The 16926-nt window shown below is 45.4% G+C and carries 14 protein-coding genes; 5 read left to right on the top strand and 9 right to left on the bottom strand.

The window, feature by feature from the left end; all coding sequences use genetic code 11:
- Positions 1–3: 3 nt before the first annotated feature.
- The 3 genes from hslU to lon form a co-directional block, all read right to left on the bottom strand.
- Positions 4–1395 carry an ATP-dependent protease ATPase subunit HslU gene (gene hslU, locus C1N53_RS00070; protein ID WP_137757389.1) on the bottom strand — a complete coding sequence of 464 codons (1392 nt, stop codon included), beginning with the start codon at positions 1393–1395 and terminating at the stop codon, positions 4–6.
- Between the two features lie 58 nt (positions 1396–1453).
- A complete protein-coding gene (gene porQ, locus C1N53_RS00065; protein WP_137757388.1) occupies positions 1454–2500 on the bottom strand; it encodes a type IX secretion system protein PorQ in 1047 nt (348 codons plus the stop codon).
- A 91-nt stretch (positions 2501–2591) separates the two neighbouring features.
- Positions 2592–5078, bottom strand: a complete 2487-nt coding sequence (gene lon / locus C1N53_RS00060) for an endopeptidase La (RefSeq protein ID WP_137757387.1) — start codon at positions 5076–5078, stop codon at positions 2592–2594.
- Positions 5079–5414: 336 nt separating this feature from the next.
- Between lon and C1N53_RS00055 the strand changes: the two genes are divergently transcribed.
- Complete coding sequence (locus C1N53_RS00055; protein WP_240773331.1) at positions 5415–7382, top strand: OmpA family protein; 1968 nt, start codon at positions 5415–5417, stop codon at positions 7380–7382.
- A gap of 231 nt (positions 7383–7613) precedes the next feature.
- On the top strand, positions 7614–8363 hold the full coding sequence (locus C1N53_RS00050; RefSeq protein WP_168193922.1) for a DUF4184 family protein: 750 nt from the start codon (positions 7614–7616) through the stop codon (positions 8361–8363).
- Position 8364: 1 nt separating this feature from the next.
- Here the strand turns inward: C1N53_RS00050 and C1N53_RS00045 are convergent, their stop codons facing one another.
- From C1N53_RS00045 to C1N53_RS00025, 5 genes are all read right to left on the bottom strand, one after another.
- Complete coding sequence (locus tag C1N53_RS00045) at positions 8365–8862, bottom strand: DUF6702 family protein (protein WP_137757384.1); 498 nt, start codon at positions 8860–8862, stop codon at positions 8365–8367.
- Positions 8863–8869: 7 nt separating this feature from the next.
- On the bottom strand, positions 8870–9970 hold the full coding sequence (locus C1N53_RS00040; protein ID WP_137757383.1) for a LysM domain-containing protein: 1101 nt from the start codon (positions 9968–9970) through the stop codon (positions 8870–8872).
- 13 nt (positions 9971–9983) lie between these two features.
- Entirely contained in the window at positions 9984–11294 is a 1311-nt protein-coding gene (gene rseP / locus C1N53_RS00035) for an RIP metalloprotease RseP (protein WP_137757382.1), read from the bottom strand.
- A gap of 78 nt (positions 11295–11372) precedes the next feature.
- Positions 11373–12524, bottom strand: a complete 1152-nt coding sequence (locus tag C1N53_RS00030; RefSeq protein ID WP_137757381.1) for a 1-deoxy-D-xylulose-5-phosphate reductoisomerase — start codon at positions 12522–12524, stop codon at positions 11373–11375.
- On the bottom strand, positions 12521–14032 hold the full coding sequence (locus C1N53_RS00025; RefSeq protein WP_137757380.1) for a GH3 auxin-responsive promoter family protein: 1512 nt from the start codon (positions 14030–14032) through the stop codon (positions 12521–12523). The genes C1N53_RS00030 and C1N53_RS00025 overlap by 4 nt, the downstream gene beginning before the upstream one ends.
- Before the next feature lie 186 nt (positions 14033–14218).
- Here C1N53_RS00025 and C1N53_RS00020 point away from each other — a divergent pair, with 186 nt between their 5' ends.
- The 3 genes from C1N53_RS00020 to C1N53_RS00010 are packed head-to-tail and all read left to right on the top strand — an operon-like array spanning position 14219 to position 15432.
- Entirely contained in the window at positions 14219–14653 is a 435-nt protein-coding gene (locus C1N53_RS00020; protein ID WP_137757379.1) for an OsmC family protein, read from the top strand.
- Between the two features lie 60 nt (positions 14654–14713).
- On the top strand, positions 14714–15223 hold the full coding sequence (locus C1N53_RS00015; protein WP_137757378.1) for a hypothetical protein: 510 nt from the start codon (positions 14714–14716) through the stop codon (positions 15221–15223).
- A gap of 11 nt (positions 15224–15234) precedes the next feature.
- Complete coding sequence (locus tag C1N53_RS00010) at positions 15235–15432, top strand: hypothetical protein (protein ID WP_137757377.1); 198 nt, start codon at positions 15235–15237, stop codon at positions 15430–15432.
- A 69-nt stretch (positions 15433–15501) separates the two neighbouring features.
- On the opposite strand, the gene dnaA is transcribed toward C1N53_RS00010, so the two are convergent.
- The gene (gene dnaA, locus C1N53_RS00005; protein ID WP_137757376.1) at positions 15502–16926 is read right to left on the bottom strand and encodes a chromosomal replication initiator protein DnaA; all 1425 of its coding nucleotides are present in this window, start codon (positions 16924–16926) and stop codon (positions 15502–15504) included.

The following is a 16926-nucleotide window of genomic DNA, read 5'->3' as shown; positions in this document are numbered from 1 at the left end:
CCCCTATAAAATGTACTGGCTCAGGTCGCGGTTACGCACCATGTCGGATAGCCTCTCCAGCACCATTTCACGTGTAACCACGATGTGTGCATTGGCTCCGATTTTATCCGGCACATCAAACAGAATATCGTTCAGCAAACGGCTCATCACCGTATGCAGCCTGCGGGCGCCAATATTCTCTACTTCTGCATTTACCTCGTAAGAGATGGCCGCAATTTCATCCAGCGACTCGTCCGAGAAAGACAATTCCACTCCTTCGGCGGCCAATAAAGCTTCATACTGCTTGGTTAAAGCGTTTTTCGGAAACTTCAGAATCTGGTAGAAATCTTCTTTGGTGAGACTTTGCAACTCTACACGAATAGGAAAACGGCCCTGTAACTCCGGAATCAGATCGGAAGGTTTAGCCACGTGAAAGGCACCTGCAGCAATAAACAAAATATGATCTGTATTGATCACACCGTATTTTGTGTTGACGGTACTACCTTCTACAATCGGCAGCAAGTCACGCTGCACACCTTCACGGCTTACATCGGGGCCGCTGCCTTTCTTGCTGGAACTGGCTACTTTATCTATCTCGTCGATAAAGATAACGCCCGAATTCTCGGCCTTGAAGATAGCCTCCTCCTTTACCTCATCCATATCAATGAGCTTGGCAGCTTCTTCGTCCAGCAAAATCTTACGGGCCTCTGCAATGGTTACCTTGCGCTTCTTGGTTTTCTTCGGCATCATGCCGCTGATCATCTCCTGGATGTTCATCATAGAGGCTTCGTCCATGCCTGGCCCCATAACACCCACACCCGGCATGGCACTCTGGCTGATCCTGATTTCTATCTTCCGGTCTTCCAGTTCTCCGTTTCTGATCTTTTCGCGGAAGCGCTCTCGGGTACGCTCATTCAGTTCCAGATCGCTGTCAGGCATACCATTGGCATCTGCTGTAGTATTTACAGGAGCCAGGTTACGCCCCTGAATAGGAGGAATAAGCGCATCCAGGATAATGTCTTCTACTACTTCGGCAGCTTTTTGCTTTACTTCTTCCTTTTTGCGTGTTTTCACCATATTTACCGACTGCTCTACCAGGTCGCGCACCATGCTTTCCACATCGCGGCCCACGTAGCCTACTTCAGTAAATTTTGAAGCTTCTACTTTTGTAAAAGGGGCATCCGCAATCTTAGCCAGTCTGCGCGCAATCTCTGTTTTACCTACCCCGGTTGCACCAATCATCAAAATGTTGTTTGGCACAATTTCTCTGCGGATGTTCTCGTCGGCATTCATGCGGCGCCAGCGGTTCCGTAAGGCAATGGCTACGTTTCGCTTCGCTTCTTTCTGTCCGATGATATATTTATCCAGCTCTTCTACAATCTGGGCTGGTGTTAAGTGTTCTAACGAATCTAACATCTTGCTATTTTTTTAAAAATTCAGCAGGTATCAATTTCTGTCTTCTCCTGCTTTCCTCTTAGTTTGATCTTCTAAATAAGGTACCTGTATCGGTACTGATAGTTATATAGTGGCCTGCTCCCGAAGGATGAATAAAAGCACTGCTATAGTTCAACTCAAAGGTTCTTATACGTAACATGGCTCCTATTGAAAAGCCGGCACCACCTGAAGCATTTTCGAGTCGAAGCTCTTTTCTTCTTAAATGGTTATACCCTGCTCTTAACTGGAAGTTATTACTAAATATAAATTCAGTACCAACTGCAAAATGCCGGGCTATTTTGTCTCCTGCTGTTGCTTTCTCTTTTATCTCGTTTCCATCTGCATCGAGGCGACCGGGGGCATCAGGATCTAAGTATACTATATCGAACTGGTACAGGTGATGTGCGGTTAAAGACAGCCTTACAGGCATATGCTCTGGTTTAAAACTAGCCCCAAGCTGCACATCAAACGGCATTGGAGCACGCTCGCCACCATCAAAAGCTTTCACCTGGTATCCTACATTTTTAAAAACCAGCCCCACTGTCAGGTCCTGCTCCGGATGCCTGAACATACCGCCTACATCGGCCAGTAATCCTACTGCTTTATTACCTGCCATACTGGAAACCGCCAGCTTTGCTGTTGCGCCCACTGTAAAAGCTTCGCTCTGGCGGGCATGGCTCAGGCTGAGGGTATAGTCGTTCACAGAAAATGTACCCTCCTCCAGACCAGTTGCATCGCGCTGCACAAAGTCGCCGTAGTTCAGGTAATTTAATCCTACAGCCCACCTGCCCCGCTTCTCATGGTTAAAGGCATAGGCAAGGTTGCTTTGGTTAATATCTGCCAGGTAGCCTACATAGCTTAGCGACAACTGCCGATCCATCTGCTCATTCAGCAAAGCCGGATTAGCTGCCACCATATTTACATCGTGGCTGTAGGAGCTAACGGTATAGCCGCCCAATGCTGCTGCCTTGGCGTTAGCGGGCAATTCCAGAAAGGTAAAACCACGCTGCCCACCTACCTGGGCATCAGCAGCGAGTGCCAGCCCCAGGTGTAGTAGTACAAACAGAAAACCCTTCTTTATGCCCATATGCTACTTAGAATACCGGAATCCGAATCATGAGAAAGTTACCCGGAATTCAGGACATCCTCCTTCTATTAAGCAGAATTTTGCTATTTCATTATTCTGCTTTCGCCTTTTCTTCCGTTACTGTCAGGTCAAGCGGAGTTTTCACCTTCTCTTTCAGCAGGGCAATTTTTATCACATCTTCTACCCTATCCACATAATGTATGGTAAGTCCTTTGATGTACTGCTCCGGAATTTCATTGATGTCTTTCTTATTTTTCTGGCAGAGAATTACATCGGAAATACCCGCGCGCTTGGCCGCCAGAATCTTTTCTTTAATACCGCCAACAGGCAGTACCTTTCCACGCAGGGTTATCTCACCTGTCATAGCCAGTCGGGAGCGAACCTTCCGTTGCGTGTATACAGAAGCAATAGAAGTAAAAATAGCTATACCAGCCGAAGGACCGTCTTTTGGCACAGCTCCTTCGGGGAAGTGAATATGCAGATCGTACTGATCAAAAACTCTGTAATCTATATCCAGCAGGTCGGCATGCGCTTTTAAATAAGAAAGCGCGGTAATAGCCGATTCTTTCATCACATCTCCCAACTGACCGGAAAGCGTGAGTTTTCCTTTGCCTTTGCTCAGGATAGACTCTATAAATAAAATATCGCCCCCAACAGATGTCCAGGCCAGGCCTGTTACGACACCGGCTGTGTCTATATCCTGGTAAATCTCTTTGTCAAATGTTTCAGAACCCAGAATCTTCACTACATCTTCCGGTCTGATGGTAGGATTAAACTCCTCCTCCAGCGCCTTCAATTTGGCCGTATTCCGAACAAGGCGGCTCAGCTTCCGCTCCAGGTTTCTAACGCCTGATTCGCGGGTATAGTCTTCAATTACTTTCTGTATGGTAGCTTTTGGCATCTTTACATCTTCTTCCTGCAAGCCATGGTCGGCTACCTGTTTTGGAACAAGATGGCGCTTGGCTATCTCTGTTTTCTCTTCCATGGTATAGCCAGTCAGTTCAATTATTTCCATACGGTCGCGCAGGGCAGGCTGTATAGTGTCCAATGAGTTGGCTGTGGCTATAAACAGAACCTTCGAAAGATCGTATTCCACATCCAGGTAGTTATCCATAAAAGTATGGTTCTGCTCCGGGTCCAGCACTTCCAGCAAAGCAGACGACGGATCGCCACGGAAATCAGAAGCCAGCTTATCTATCTCATCCAGGATAATAACCGGATTAGACGAACCCACTTTTTTAATCTGGCTGATAATTTTACCAGGCATAGCCCCCACATACGTGCGGCGGTGCCCACGAATTTCTGCTTCGTCGCGTACGCCACCCAGTGACATTCTGACATAATTACGCCCTAAAGCTGTAGCGATGGAACGGCCTAAAGATGTTTTACCAACTCCCGGAGGGCCATACAGGCACAGGATTGGCGCTTTCATATCGTTCTTTAGCTTTAAAACAGCCAGATACTCAATAATACGCTCTTTTACCTTTTCCAGCCCATAATGATCGGCATCCAGTATTTTTTTGGTCCGCTTCAGGTTAAAGTTGTCTTTAGTATACTCATGCCAGGGCAGGTCCAGCAGAAACTCAATATAATTTACTGCCACCGGGTATTCGGCAGCCTGCGGATTTAACCGGGCCAGCTTATCGATTTCTTTCTTAAAGTGCTTCTCTACCTGTTCCGGCCACTTTTTCTTAGCTGCGCGCTCCCTGAAACGCTCAATTTCCTGATCAGGCCCCTCCTGCCCCAACTCATCCTGCAACACTTTAATCTGCTGGCGCAGGAAATAATCGCGCTGCTGCTGGTCTATATCGGTGTGTACTTTTGTATGGATCTCCTGCTTCAGTTCCAGCATCTGAACCTCACGCAGCATCAGTTGCAACAACTGTGTGCCTCGTTCAGCCCCGTCGTTTACTTCCAGCAAAGCCTGCTTCTGACTTACCTCAACATTCAGGTTCGACGATAAAAAATGCGTCAGAAAGCTTGGGCTGTCAATATTATCCAATGCCACCTGAGCTTCCTGCGGAATCTCGGGGTTCAGCTTCAGAATTTTGGCCGCTGCATCTTTCAGAGACTGAACCAGCGCCTTTACTTCTTTGCTTTTCTTGTTCGGAAAGGTTTCTTTGCAATAACTGATTTTCCCAGCCAGATAAGGGTCTTCCTGGGTAATTTCATCAATCTTAAAACGGCTGTGCCCCTGGATGATAATGGTTGTGTTTCCATCGGGTAACACCAGCATTTTCAGAATTTTAGCAACAGTACCAACTTCATACAGATCTTCTGCTCCAGGATCGTCGGAGCTCATGTTTTTTTGAGCAACAACTCCAATTGTTTTGTCTCCCTTGTGGGCTTTTCTAACCAGCTTAACAGACTTTTTCCGGGTAACTGTAATAGGTAACACTACTCCCGGAAATAATACTGTATTGCGTACAGCAAGTATAGGAAGCTCGTCAGGCAGCTGTTCAACAGGAATCGACTCTTCAGGATCAGTAGATATAACAGGTATTAATACATCGCTGTCTTCGTCGGATGCACTGCTAAGAAGAAGATTCTGTAAAAAATTATTTATGGTGTAGTTCATAGTCAGATTCAGTGTCAATATGACAGAAAGCACAGTATTAACAGAAAATAAAGTGCTCCACTACTATTAGTCAAGACCTGTGCCAATAAACTCTACGTCATGAAATTAATTTGGCTGGCCTTTCAGCTAAGATTATATACATCAAGCTCATGATGCAGGATGTTTTCAGAAGCCGCCTGTCCCGAATGTAAAGTTTTATTTGCTGAAAATGCGTTACCCCCAATTAATATAAATAATACATCATTAAACTTAATTTAATTGATAACGTAAAACAATTAATTGTTATTTAGTTTATATATTTGCTCACTTTCCCCAATTTCTATCATGAAGTGGAGCATGTTCATATGGTTAGGTCTCTACCTGCTCCTTCCTCTTACTGGAATAAGCCAGAAAAAGCACGCCCTGCTTAACCCGGTAAACCATAGTAAGACCTTAAAAACACCACATTCCCGATTCACAGCATTCGATTTCCCTAACTTAAACAAGGTTAATTTCTATTCTGCTCCCAAAAAGCTCGATGCCATCTATAAATATGAGAAACGCAAAGAATATGCGCTGGCCCTGCCGCTTCTGGAAGAATATGTGTTCAATTTCGGAGTAGAAAACTTTTATAAAGATACATACCTGCTATGGCGCCTCGGCCAGCTGTATGAACGGCAGCAGGAGCAGGAAAAAGCGAAAGCCTTATACCGCTTGGTCCTAAAGCATCATCGGGCGGACGTGCGCGAAGTAAAGTCTTATTATGACTCGCTGGAGGCAAACAGCAAAGACTATTATGTACCGCTCCATTACTATTACGAAATGGTGGAATACCGGAAGACCATTGCTGCCTTTCAGCCTCCTAAAGGAGTATACACCAATATGGGGGACAACATTAACTCCTCTGCCGCTGACTATGGTCCCGCCATGCACTCTAATGATAACCTGCTTATATTTACCTCAAAGCGAAACACAATTGGTATAAACGGCAGAATAAACGAAGACCTTTTTTATACCAGGAAAACAAGCAACGGCTGGGAAAAAGCACAATCGTTCGGGAAACCAATAAACAGCATTTACAACGAAGGTTCGGCCTGCTTAAGCCGTGACGGCAACACCTTGTATTTTGCTCGCTGCGATGCGCCAGACGGACTGGGCAACTGCGATATTTACGTGGCTACCAAACAAAAAGACGGCAGCTGGGGAAATATAGAGAACCTGGGTCCTAACGTGAACAGCTCTGCCTGGGATTCTCAGCCTACACTTTCAACAAAAGAAGATACCCTTTATTTCGCCTCCGACCGCCTCGACGGCTTTGGCTTATCAGATATTTACTTTACCTATAAAACCCGAAATGGAGAATGGGCGCCAGCTCAAAATATGGGACCGGTTATTAACACGCGCGGCAGCGAAGTCAGTCCTTTCTTTCATCCGCTCTACCAAGTGCTTTACTTCAGTTCGACAGGCCATCTGTATAACTTCGGCGACTTTGATATTTATAGAAGCCACCGCGTTCGTGGCAAATGGCAGGAACCCATTAATGTGGGTCCGCTGGTAAACGGACGAGGCAGCGAATACTATTTTGCGATAGATGCGGCCTCCAAAAACCTCTTTTATGCACGTTCCGAAGCCGATGACCTGCAGAACCTGGACCTGTACTCTTTCCCGCTGCCAATGGAGGCGCACCCGCTGGCTGTAACGAAAGTACAGGGCATGCTCCTCGATTCGGTAAACAATAAGCCTCTTACAGGAATTATCTCTGTAATTGACCTAGACAATGGCGTGGAAATTTCATCTAAATATGCCCGTCCGGATGGCTCTTTCGAATTTAACCTGATAAAAGATTCACGCTACATGCTGATTATCGAGAGCCCCGATTTCTTTACCTACGAACGAGAAATTTCGCTGCAACAGGATACAGCGCTGCACATTATCCCTACTCTTATCAACCACAAGCTTCCTTTAGTCTTCAAAGCTATTGAGTTCGACAAAAACCAGGCGCAGATAAAAGACAGCATGCGTCCTGTACTGGACGAAGTAGCCTTGTTTTTAATTAACAATCCTAACTACAATCTGGAGATTGGCGGCCATACCGATATGCTGGGCGATAACACAATAAACCTGGCACTATCCCAAAGCCGGGCAGACGCCATAAAAGCGTATATAGAAGAAAAGGCCCGACTCAAAAGCGATGGCAGGATTGAAGCCTTTGGCTATGGCAGTTCTAAACCACTACGTGAAGAACTTACCGATGAAGATCGCAGGATAAACCGCCGCGTTGAGTTTAAGCTTCTTAAGAGAGAGCAGCAAGCTATTGCAAAATAGGCAACTCCTCCTCCATCTCCACTATTCAAAAAGCCTTGCCGCATACGAAGCAACCTGATGCAACGTTTTCAGGTACTATAGCTTTGGAAAATTGCTGGCCGCAGCTATTGCTTTATGCCACTTCCATATAGTAACTTACACAGTTATAGCGCCCTTATCATGAGCCGCTATGCTGTGCATTACTCTAAACTTTTCAGCAGTTATAACAGCTGCTATAATTTTTTAACGCATATGCCATTTACAGCTTCGCACCCCGCTATTATATTGCCGCTTCTAAAGCTTCGCAGTAAATGGTTTTCTACAACAGGCCTGGTAGTAGGCAGCCTTTCACCTGATTTCGAGTACTTTTTCAGGTTAGAAGCCTACAGTGAGATCAGCCATACTTTAAGAGGAATATTTTTGTTTAACCTGCCGCTTTCTTTTGTTCTGGCCACTATTTTCCATTTATATGTGCGGGATGAGGTAGTGCATCATTTACCTGCTTTTTTACAAAGAAGAGCATATGCCGTAAAGCCAGTCAGATGGATGTCTTACCTGAAGCGCAATTGGCTTGTCTTTTCCGTCTCAGCCATTATCGGAGCCACTTCGCACGTTTTTTGGGACGACTTTACCAATGTAAACGGCTATGTGCAACGGGTGCTGCCCATCATTCAAGATGGTGTTAATGTATTCGGAAAAGAGTTTATCATAGCCAGGCTTATTCAGCATGTAAGCACTATAGTTGGAGGCCTCATCGTAGCAGCTTACATCCTTAGCTCCGCCTCAAAGCCTGTACGGTACTCTGTAAGCCGCTTGCAGAAAGTAAAATTCTGGACAGCCGTTTCAGTTTTAAGCTTCAGCTTTCTGGTGTTCTCTGCCCTTACCGACCTCACAACAGACTATATCAAATCGTTGGCGGTAACGCTCTTGAGTGGTCTGCTGCTGGGCACACTCTTTGTTAGCCTGGTGGCCAGGTCCAGAAGGTTGTATCCTAATACGTAACTTACAGAACCATCTTTTTTATTCCATCGCTTTTCTGGAATAAAGCACTGTTTACTTTGCCTTTATAGGTTACGTTCACCACATTCATCTGATCAGTGAACAGCTCTGTCAGCACAGCATTTTTGATGAATAACTGGGGCAGTACAGCCGTCTGCACAGGTATTTCGACATATAGCCAGACAACATCTGTATCCTCCTCCGATCCAAGAAACTTTTGCGGCAGAGGCTTTCCCTTCTCCACCTCAAACTGCAGCACAGTTTGCAGATAATTGCTCAGCAATTTATGCACCTGCTCCGAGCTACTATAGGTCACTTTGCTTTTACTTCTTTTAGACAGGGCGCTTTCCAGGTCATCTGTAAAAACTTTTACGGCTACTTCTAAGCTCTGGGTCCTGGAGTTGAAAGTAACATCTGTAATGCTGGCATGATAATCATGCGCCTGCACATAGCGGCCTGTAAAAAGGAGGCACAGTACTGTAAAAAGGATTTTATATTTCATATTGCTGTTAATGCGCCTTAGGCAAATCTGCCAATACCTTTCTCGCCATGGAGGGTAAATTGTCGCTGGCTATCCGGTGAATATCGTTCATATTAGACTGGTAAGGCACTTTCACTTTATTACCGGACACCAGCTTCCCTGAGCTGTCGTAGATAGAATAATGAACCAGAAAACTGCGCTCATAGTTCATGGCAGCACGATCCAGGCAGTTTTCATAGTTCGTGGTTACCTCGAACTGATTAATGAAAACATAATAATCGATGCCGTATTGGCTGTTAAAGTGAGAGAAGAAGTTGGGGTCTTTCACCTCTACCCCATAGTGCTTGGAATCGTTCTGCGCATCCGACGACGCAACAGGAGGCGATTTTATACCTAACTTTTCTTTCTGACGCTTCGCCCATACCAGCAGATCAGAGCCCTCTTTCTCCTTTACTACTGGCTGTTTGTTAAAAACAGACTCTTTGTTATCCTGGTAACTATAATGCAGCGACTTGTATAACGATTGCATCTCACTTACGCTATCGCGGTAAACACCTCCCAATAAATGGATGGTTTCGTACCCTTTCGGAGCCATTAAAGCATCTAAACGGCCTCTGAATACCTGGCGCACATTCTGTCTCGGAATTTTAGACTGGCGGGCAATTTCGTAATCGGCATCAGAGAAATACAGGTACGGGTCGAAAGGCACGACAAGAATACGTTGCCTGGTTTTAAACTCGGCTGTCGTTGGAAGAGGATTGGCCGATGCAGAAGTACTGCCCTGTGCTGGAGAAGGATTGGCTTTACGAACTGTTGAAGGGGGCGTTGCTGTTGTGCTGGCCGTAATTGCTTTGGGAACTGCTTTGCTTGTCGGCTCGGTGAGGTATAAGGTTTGGCCGGCTTTAAGACTGGGGCCATTCCACTGTTGCAGCGTTTCTACCGGAATATTAAACCTGCGGGAGAGGCTGTAGTAGGTATCGCCTTGCTGCACCTGGTAGGTACTATCGGCTACAATAGCGGGTGATGCTAATATATTGGCGGAGACTGCAGGCACAGCCTCCGCCTTATTTATCGTTAAAACAAATAAAAGAACTAAAAGGGCACTGGTAAAATGAACGATTGTCTTCATAGCAATTCTTTGGTTAGAAGAATTTCAACACATCGTTAAAGATAGCAAATGCCATTAAGCCTAACAAAATTACCATACCCACTTTTTGGGCGTTTTCTAAAAAGTTATCAGATGGTTTGCGGCCACTGATCATCTCATAGGTTAAAAATACTACGTGTCCGCCATCTAAAGCAGGTATCGGCAGAAAATTCATAAAGGCCAGCACCATCGACAGCATAGCTGTAATGTTCCAGAACTTGTACCAGTTAAAGGTATCACCAAAAATCTGGGCTATACCAATTGGCCCGCTCAGCGATTTCTGAGCAGATACTTCGCCACGGAAAATTTTCCCGAAACCCTTCAGGTTGGCTGTGATTACACCAAATGCCTGGTTGGTGCCTTTCGGAATAGATTCACCAAGGCTAAAGTCGCGTGTGGCGTATTGCAGCAAAGGCTCCTGGTAAAACCCGATAGTGCCCTCCTCACTTACATTTACATTCAGCTCAACAGGGTTACCGTTACGCTCCACCGTCATGGCTACGGCTTTACCGGCATTCTTCTGAAGCGCCTGCTGAAACTCATGAAAGAAGCTCACGCTTTCGCCGTTCACACTCTTGATAAAGTCTCCCGATTCCAGCCCAGCCTTATCAGCCGCACTGTTCTTCTGCACCTCGCCTACTTTAAACGGAATGCGTGGCTGCACAAAGAACATACGATCTTTATTATCTGCCACCCGGTCCATCAGGTCAACCGGCACCTGTATATCTACACGCTGGCCATTACGGTCTACAGTATAGTACGCATCACGGCCAAGCAGCATGTCCATCGAGTATACATCCTCAAACTTCTCCAGCTCTTTTCCATTAACGGCCACTATCCTGTCACCGGTCTGGAAACCGATTTCCTGTCCTATTTCATTTGGAATGATACCGTAACGGGCTTCACTGGCAGGCAAATAGCTTTCGCCGTAGTTGTAGGTAAGCACAACATAAATAACAATACCTGTGATGATATTGACAATAATACCGCCCATCATTACAATTAGACGCTGCCAGGCGGGTTTAGCCCGAAATTCCCAGGGTTGTGGCTCCTCCTGTAGCTTTTCAGTATCCAGCGATTCGTCCACCATACCTGTAATCTTGACAAATCCACCTAAAGGGATCATGCCGAGCATGTATTCTGTTTCACCTATTTTCTTGCTAAAAATTTTTGGAGGAAAGCCAATTGCATATTTTTCTACACGCATTCCAAACCATTTGGCGGCCAGCATGTGCCCCAGCTCATGCAGACCTACTAAAATTGTTAGGCCCAGAATTAGCTGGCCTACCATTATCAAAACATCCATTTAAAAAAATTGAGATTTATAAATCTTATAGTTTTCCTTCTTTACACTTCGCTACCGATGCTTACATTAGTTTCGGTGCTACTTCTTTACTAATTCAGCAGAACGCATACGTGCCTCTTTATCAGTATGAACATAGTCGTCGTAAGAAGGGTTTGCAATATACGTAACTTTTGCCATACAGCTTTCAATGATATCCGACATCTCCAGAAAGCCTACTTCATCCTTCAGAAAAGCCCCTACGGCTACTTCGTTAGCTGCATTCAGAATGCAGGGCATGTTTCCACCCTGCTCCATGGCTGTAAAAGCCAGCTGCAGGTTCCGGAAAGTTTCCAGGTCCGGCTGCTCAAACGTTAGCTGCGGGTAGTCCAGGAAGTTGAACCTCGGGAAAGCTGACTTCAGGCGATTCGGATAACCCAGCGCGTACTGAATAGGCAGCTTCATGTCTGGCAGGCCCAGCTGTGCTTTTATAGAACCGTCTTCGAACTGCACCAGCGAATGTATAATAGACTGCGGATGCACCACCACCTCAATCTGTGTATTTTTCAAACCAAACAACCACTTCGCCTCAATCACCTCCAGCCCTTTGTTCATCAGAGAGGCTGAGTCTATGGTAATTTTAGCTCCCATTTCCCAGTTCGGGTGCTTCAGGGCCTGCGCTTTGGTTACGGCTTGCAGTTCCTGCACAGTACGTCCTCTAAACGGCCCACCAGAGGCTGTCAGTATAATCTTTTCTATCGGATTGTGAAATTCTCCTGCGAGGCACTGAAAGATGGCGCTGTGCTCTGAGTCCACAGGGTAAATATTAACTCCTTTCTGCCTTGCAAGATCAGTGATAAGCTGCCCCGCCACTACCAGTGTTTCCTTGTTAGCCAGCGCTATTTCTTTTCCGGCTTGTATGGCGCGTATGGTTGGCTGCAGGCCTGCATAGCCCACCATCGCCGTCAGCACCATGTCTACAGTACCCATTTCCACAATAGAATTCAGGGCATTGGCGCCAGCATATACTTTTATATCTTCCCCCTGCAGGGCCTTCCGCACCTTGTCGTAAAGGTCTTCGCGGGCAATAACAACGGCATTCGGCTTAAAGGCAAGCGCCTGAGCTATAAGTAAATCGGCATTGCTGTTTGCAGTAATTACCTCCAGTTCAAAACTCTCCGGGTTGGCCTGTATTACCTCCAGTGCTTGTGTGCCTATAGAACCCGTTGAGCCTAGTATGGCAATTCTTTTCATGCGTTACGCGTTATGTTCGCAATTTTAATTAGTTCATCTGCCAAGGAGCGGTCGTTGCTAAGGCGCGGTACTTTATTTTGCCCACCCAGTTTGCCCTTCGACTTCATATAATTCTGAAATGCCCCGATTGGTAAGGCCCTTACCCTTAAACCGGACAGAATGTTACCTTCAATCAGATCATCGTAATAAGTATTCAACTTTTGCAGCTGGGCATTTAACTCTTGCTCGAATTGCTGCATATCCTTCGGCGGCTTCGAAAATTCTACGAGCCATTCGTGGTAAGACTTCCCTTCACCCTGGCTTACATAAGGCGCCACGGTAAACTCCACCAGCTCCACATTTCTGAACCTGTTCATGGTATACTGCATGGCTTTTTCCACTTCCTCCCCTATCACGTGCTCGCCAAAAGCTGAAATAAAGTGCTTGATACGCCCGCTGACAATTATTTTGAAAGGGCTGAGAGAAGTAAATTTAACGGTATCGCCAATCGAATAACCCCACAACCCTGCATTACTACTGATCACGAGGGCATAGTTTTTATTCAGCTCGACTTCACCTATTGTTAATCGTGTAGGATTTTCATCAAAAAATTCCTCTACAGGTATAAACTCGTAGAAGATACCTGCATTTAATAAAAGCAAGAGGCCTTTATCGTTCTGCTCGTTCTGGTAAGCGAAAAAACCTTCAGAAGCCGGGAATGTTTCAATGCTATCTACTTTTTTACCGATAGATTCGAACATCTTGGCCCTGTATGGCTCAAAATTCACGCCACCGTACACAAAAAGAGAAAAATTAGGAAAAATATCTTTGATTGGCTTTCCTCTTTGCTGCATCAGCTTATCGAAATACATCTGCACCCACGGCGGAATGCCTGAGATCAGTGTCATGTCCTGATCTACCGTTTCTTCAATTATTTCATCAAGCTTGGTTTCCCAGTCTTCTATGCAATTGGTTTCGTAAGAAGGCAGCTGGCTTGTGCGCAGGTAGCCCGGCACATGATGATTGGATATACCGGACAGCCTCCCGGTTTTAATGCCACCTACCTCTTCCAAGGTCGGGCTTCCTGACAAAAAAATCAGCTTCCCGTTCAGAAAACGGGCATTACCAGTTTCATGAATGTAGGCTAACAGCGCATTGCGGGCACCATTTATATGATTGGAAATAGAATCGCGGGAAATCGGGATATACTTCGTACCGGAAGTTGTACCGGAAGTTTTAGCAAGGTAAAGAGGTTTCCCGGGCCACAGCACATCTTCTTCGCCTTTCTTTACACGGTTGAAATAATCGGAAAGCCCTTCGTAATCCCGCACGGGCACGGCTTTTTTAAAGTCATCGTATGAATGAATCTCTGAGAACTGATGATCTTTACCAAAGGCGGTATTTTGTGCTTTCCTGATTATTGTTTCAAATATGGCCTGCTGCGCTTCCACAGGACATTCTATCCACTTCTGATCCTGCTTATGCACATAAGCTGCAAACACTTTGCTTAGCCATGCTTTTACACCCATACTTCTCAAGTTTGTCTCGTGTAAATATAGGCATATATACTGGCATTGCCATAATTGCTATTCCGGCCCTTTCTTACACGCTTTAAAAACAAAATTCTTCTTTCTAACGATTAACAAAAAAATAATGCTCGGCGCGAGTGAAAAGAGCACAAAAAGAATATTTTTACTAAAACTAAAGCACATCCTATGAAAAAAAGTATCGCAAATGCCCGTTGGGAAAAAGGTCTGAAAGACGGTTCAGGAAAGCTTACCACCAGAAATGGCAGCCTGGATGCCAGCTATTCCTTTGCAACACGTTTCGAAGAAGGTAAAGCAGGCACCACGCCTGAAGAACTGATTGGTGCGGCGCATGCCGGCTGCTACTCTATGTTCCTGAGTGCCTTGCTTGGCAACAAGAACCTGACGCCTGATTATATCCAAACTGAAGCCAGGGTTTATTTAGGCGAAAAGGACGGAGCCCCGCTGATCACTAAAATAGAATTAACAACAGAAGCACAGGTTCCTGACCTAAGCGAAGAGGAGTTTCAGCAACTGGTGCAGCAGGCTAAAGAAGGTTGCCCGGTATCAAAAGCCCTTTCTGCTGTACCTGAAATCACGGTACAGGCCACTTTAAAGGGATAAATTTATTATATTGCAGAAAGGCCATACGTTGGCCGCCATGTTCAACCAAATATTCCCTTTATGTCAGCAGCTGGTAACAGTAAAAGAGGCTCCTTACTGGTACAATTAAGTCCATCCCGAAGTGCTAAAATAACCTTTACAGTACAACTTATTTTAACATTGTTCTGGCTCGCATGGGCTGTTATGCTACTTGTTTCTGACAATGCTCCTGCAAAGCAGAATTACCTGTATTATATATTTTTAGGACTTGCTTTGGCCTTTATGCTGTATGTAATCCTGCAAAACACATCTGTTTTTGGAGTACAATCTTATATAGAAGTTACCCCGGAATACATTGTGCAGAAGCAGGGGGTTTTCCGGACAAAGCATATCACTTCTATACCCGAAATAGAAACAGTACATATATCGCCGCTTGCACTTCGCATAACAGAGAGAACAGGCTCTAACATATTTTTAGACCTGAAGCAGGTTCGCAAAAAGAAGGATCTGGAAAAAGTTAAAAATAAAGTACGGGAGTTAAGCAGCCAGTTTAATTTTGCTATAACGGAGTCTGCCACTGCCACTAATTAATGACATCTGACATGATACATCAAGTAAACTCTAAAGCAGCGGTGATCCGCTTTTTTCTGGGCATGGCCCTACTGTTTGGTATGGCTGCTTACCTGATAGCTACAGGCGGTGCCGATAAAGCGGCCTGGTTAGTGCTGGCTTTTGGTGCTATACCCGTTGCCGCCGCTGGCACCCGTATACTACGGAATGCTCGTAAAAAACAGGCATAGCCACCATTGGCTAAAAAAAGGAAGGGTGCCATTTGTACAAATGGCACCCTTCCTTTTTTTAGTATCTGTTTATCCTGCTTTCGACTTAAATTTCTTCTGCAGTTCCTGTATACTTACTTTAAATTTCTTATCTGTATCAATCAGATCAGAGACTGTTTGAACCGAGTGTATAACGGTGCTGTGGTCGCGGCCTCCGAAATGGTAACCAATCGACTTTAGCGAATGATTCGTAAATTCTTTGGCAAAGTACATGGCCACCTGGCGTGCCGTTACAATTTCTTTCTTTCTTGTTTTAGCTTTCAGGGAATCTAGGCTTACCTGAAAATATTCCGCAACCGTTTTCTGAATAAAGTCGAGGTTTACTTCTGTTTCTACATCTTCAATGATGTGCTTCAGGGCCTGTTTTGCCAGCTCCAGGTCCACCTCCTTGCGGTTGAGCGAAGATTGGGCGATCAGCGAAATAAGCACCCCCTCCAGTTCACGCACGTTGGTATCTACGCTATACGCCAGGTATTCCACCACATTATCCGGGATATCGATCCCGTCGCTCTGCATCTTTTTCTGGATAATGGCCATACGTGTTTCAAAATCCGGGCTCTGCAGGTCGGCTGTCAATCCCCATTTGAAGCGTGAAAGCAAACGCTCCTCCAGCCCTTTCAGGTCCCGCGGCGGACAATCAGAAGTCATCACGATCTGCTTGCCTGACTGGTGCAGGTGGTTAAAGATATGGAAAAACATTTCCTGCGTTTTCTCTTTTCCGCTCAGGAACTGTACGTCGTCAATGATCAGGATATCTACCAGAAGGTAAAAATTAGCAAAATCCTGCACGTTGTTTGTCTTTAAGGATTCGATGAACTGGTTCACGAATTTTTCAGAAGAAACGTACAGTACAAATTTATCAGGATAGGTATTTTTAATCTGATTTCCGATAGCCTGCACCAGGTGCGTTTTTCCAAGCCCTACTCCACCGTATACCATCAACGGATTAAAAGAAGTAGTACCCGGCTTATTGGCTACGGCATACCCCGCAGAACGTGCCAGGCGGTTACAATCGCCTTCTATATAGTTCTCGAACGTATAGGCCGCATTTAATTGCGAGTTCAGGAAGTTCCTGTCTATCGTTTTCGATTCAAAGGGGCTCTTTATAAAGCTTTGCTCAGGCTTGTATGAATTTACTACCGCAGCCGGAATTTTTTTGGTAGGGATATTTACCGTTTGCGGTTTATTGGAATCATTGCCTCTGTCTACAATAATGGAGTATTCCAGACGTCCCTCGCTGCCTAACTCCTGGTAAATGACCTTCTTTAACAGACCGACATAGTGCTCCTCCAGCCATTCGTAGAAGAATTGGCTCGGCACTTGTATCGTAAGCACACTATCACGAAGCGATATAGGTTTGATCGGTTCAAACCAGGTTTTATAGCTCTGGTCACCGATACTTTCCTTAATTACTTGCAGACAGTTACTCCATACGGTCGAACAGTCTTTAATCAT

Source organism: Pontibacter sp. SGAir0037, assembly GCF_005491705.1.
Classification (GTDB): domain Bacteria; phylum Bacteroidota; class Bacteroidia; order Cytophagales; family Hymenobacteraceae; genus Pontibacter.
Note: the sequence above shows the minus strand (reverse complement) of the source record. Positions and strands in the feature narration are given on the sequence as shown.

Excerpts from the sequence above, each read along its gene's own strand:
- hslU (WP_137757389.1), bottom strand. The coding sequence starts at position 1,395 with ATGTTAGATTCGTTAGAACACTTAACACCAGCCCAGATTGTAGAAGAG.
- porQ (WP_137757388.1), bottom strand. The coding sequence starts at position 2,500 with ATGGGCATAAAGAAGGGTTTTCTGTTTGTACTACTACACCTGGGGCTG.
- lon (WP_137757387.1), bottom strand. The coding sequence starts at position 5,078 with ATGAACTACACCATAAATAATTTTTTACAGAATCTTCTTCTTAGCAGT.
- C1N53_RS00055 (WP_240773331.1), top strand. The coding sequence starts at position 5,415 with ATGTTCATATGGTTAGGTCTCTACCTGCTCCTTCCTCTTACTGGAATA.
- C1N53_RS00050 (WP_168193922.1), top strand. The coding sequence starts at position 7,614 with ATGCCATTTACAGCTTCGCACCCCGCTATTATATTGCCGCTTCTAAAG.
- C1N53_RS00045 (WP_137757384.1), bottom strand. The coding sequence starts at position 8,862 with ATGAAATATAAAATCCTTTTTACAGTACTGTGCCTCCTTTTTACAGGC.
- C1N53_RS00040 (WP_137757383.1), bottom strand. The coding sequence starts at position 9,970 with ATGAAGACAATCGTTCATTTTACCAGTGCCCTTTTAGTTCTTTTATTT.
- rseP (WP_137757382.1), bottom strand. The coding sequence starts at position 11,294 with ATGGATGTTTTGATAATGGTAGGCCAGCTAATTCTGGGCCTAACAATT.
- C1N53_RS00030 (WP_137757381.1), bottom strand. The coding sequence starts at position 12,524 with ATGAAAAGAATTGCCATACTAGGCTCAACGGGTTCTATAGGCACACAA.
- C1N53_RS00025 (WP_137757380.1), bottom strand. The coding sequence starts at position 14,032 with ATGGGTGTAAAAGCATGGCTAAGCAAAGTGTTTGCAGCTTATGTGCAT.
- C1N53_RS00020 (WP_137757379.1), top strand. The coding sequence starts at position 14,219 with ATGAAAAAAAGTATCGCAAATGCCCGTTGGGAAAAAGGTCTGAAAGAC.
- C1N53_RS00015 (WP_137757378.1), top strand. The coding sequence starts at position 14,714 with ATGTCAGCAGCTGGTAACAGTAAAAGAGGCTCCTTACTGGTACAATTA.
- C1N53_RS00010 (WP_137757377.1), top strand. The coding sequence starts at position 15,235 with ATGATACATCAAGTAAACTCTAAAGCAGCGGTGATCCGCTTTTTTCTG.
- dnaA (WP_137757376.1), bottom strand. The coding sequence starts at position 16,926 with ATGATTAAAGACTGTTCGACCGTATGGAGTAACTGTCTGCAAGTAATT.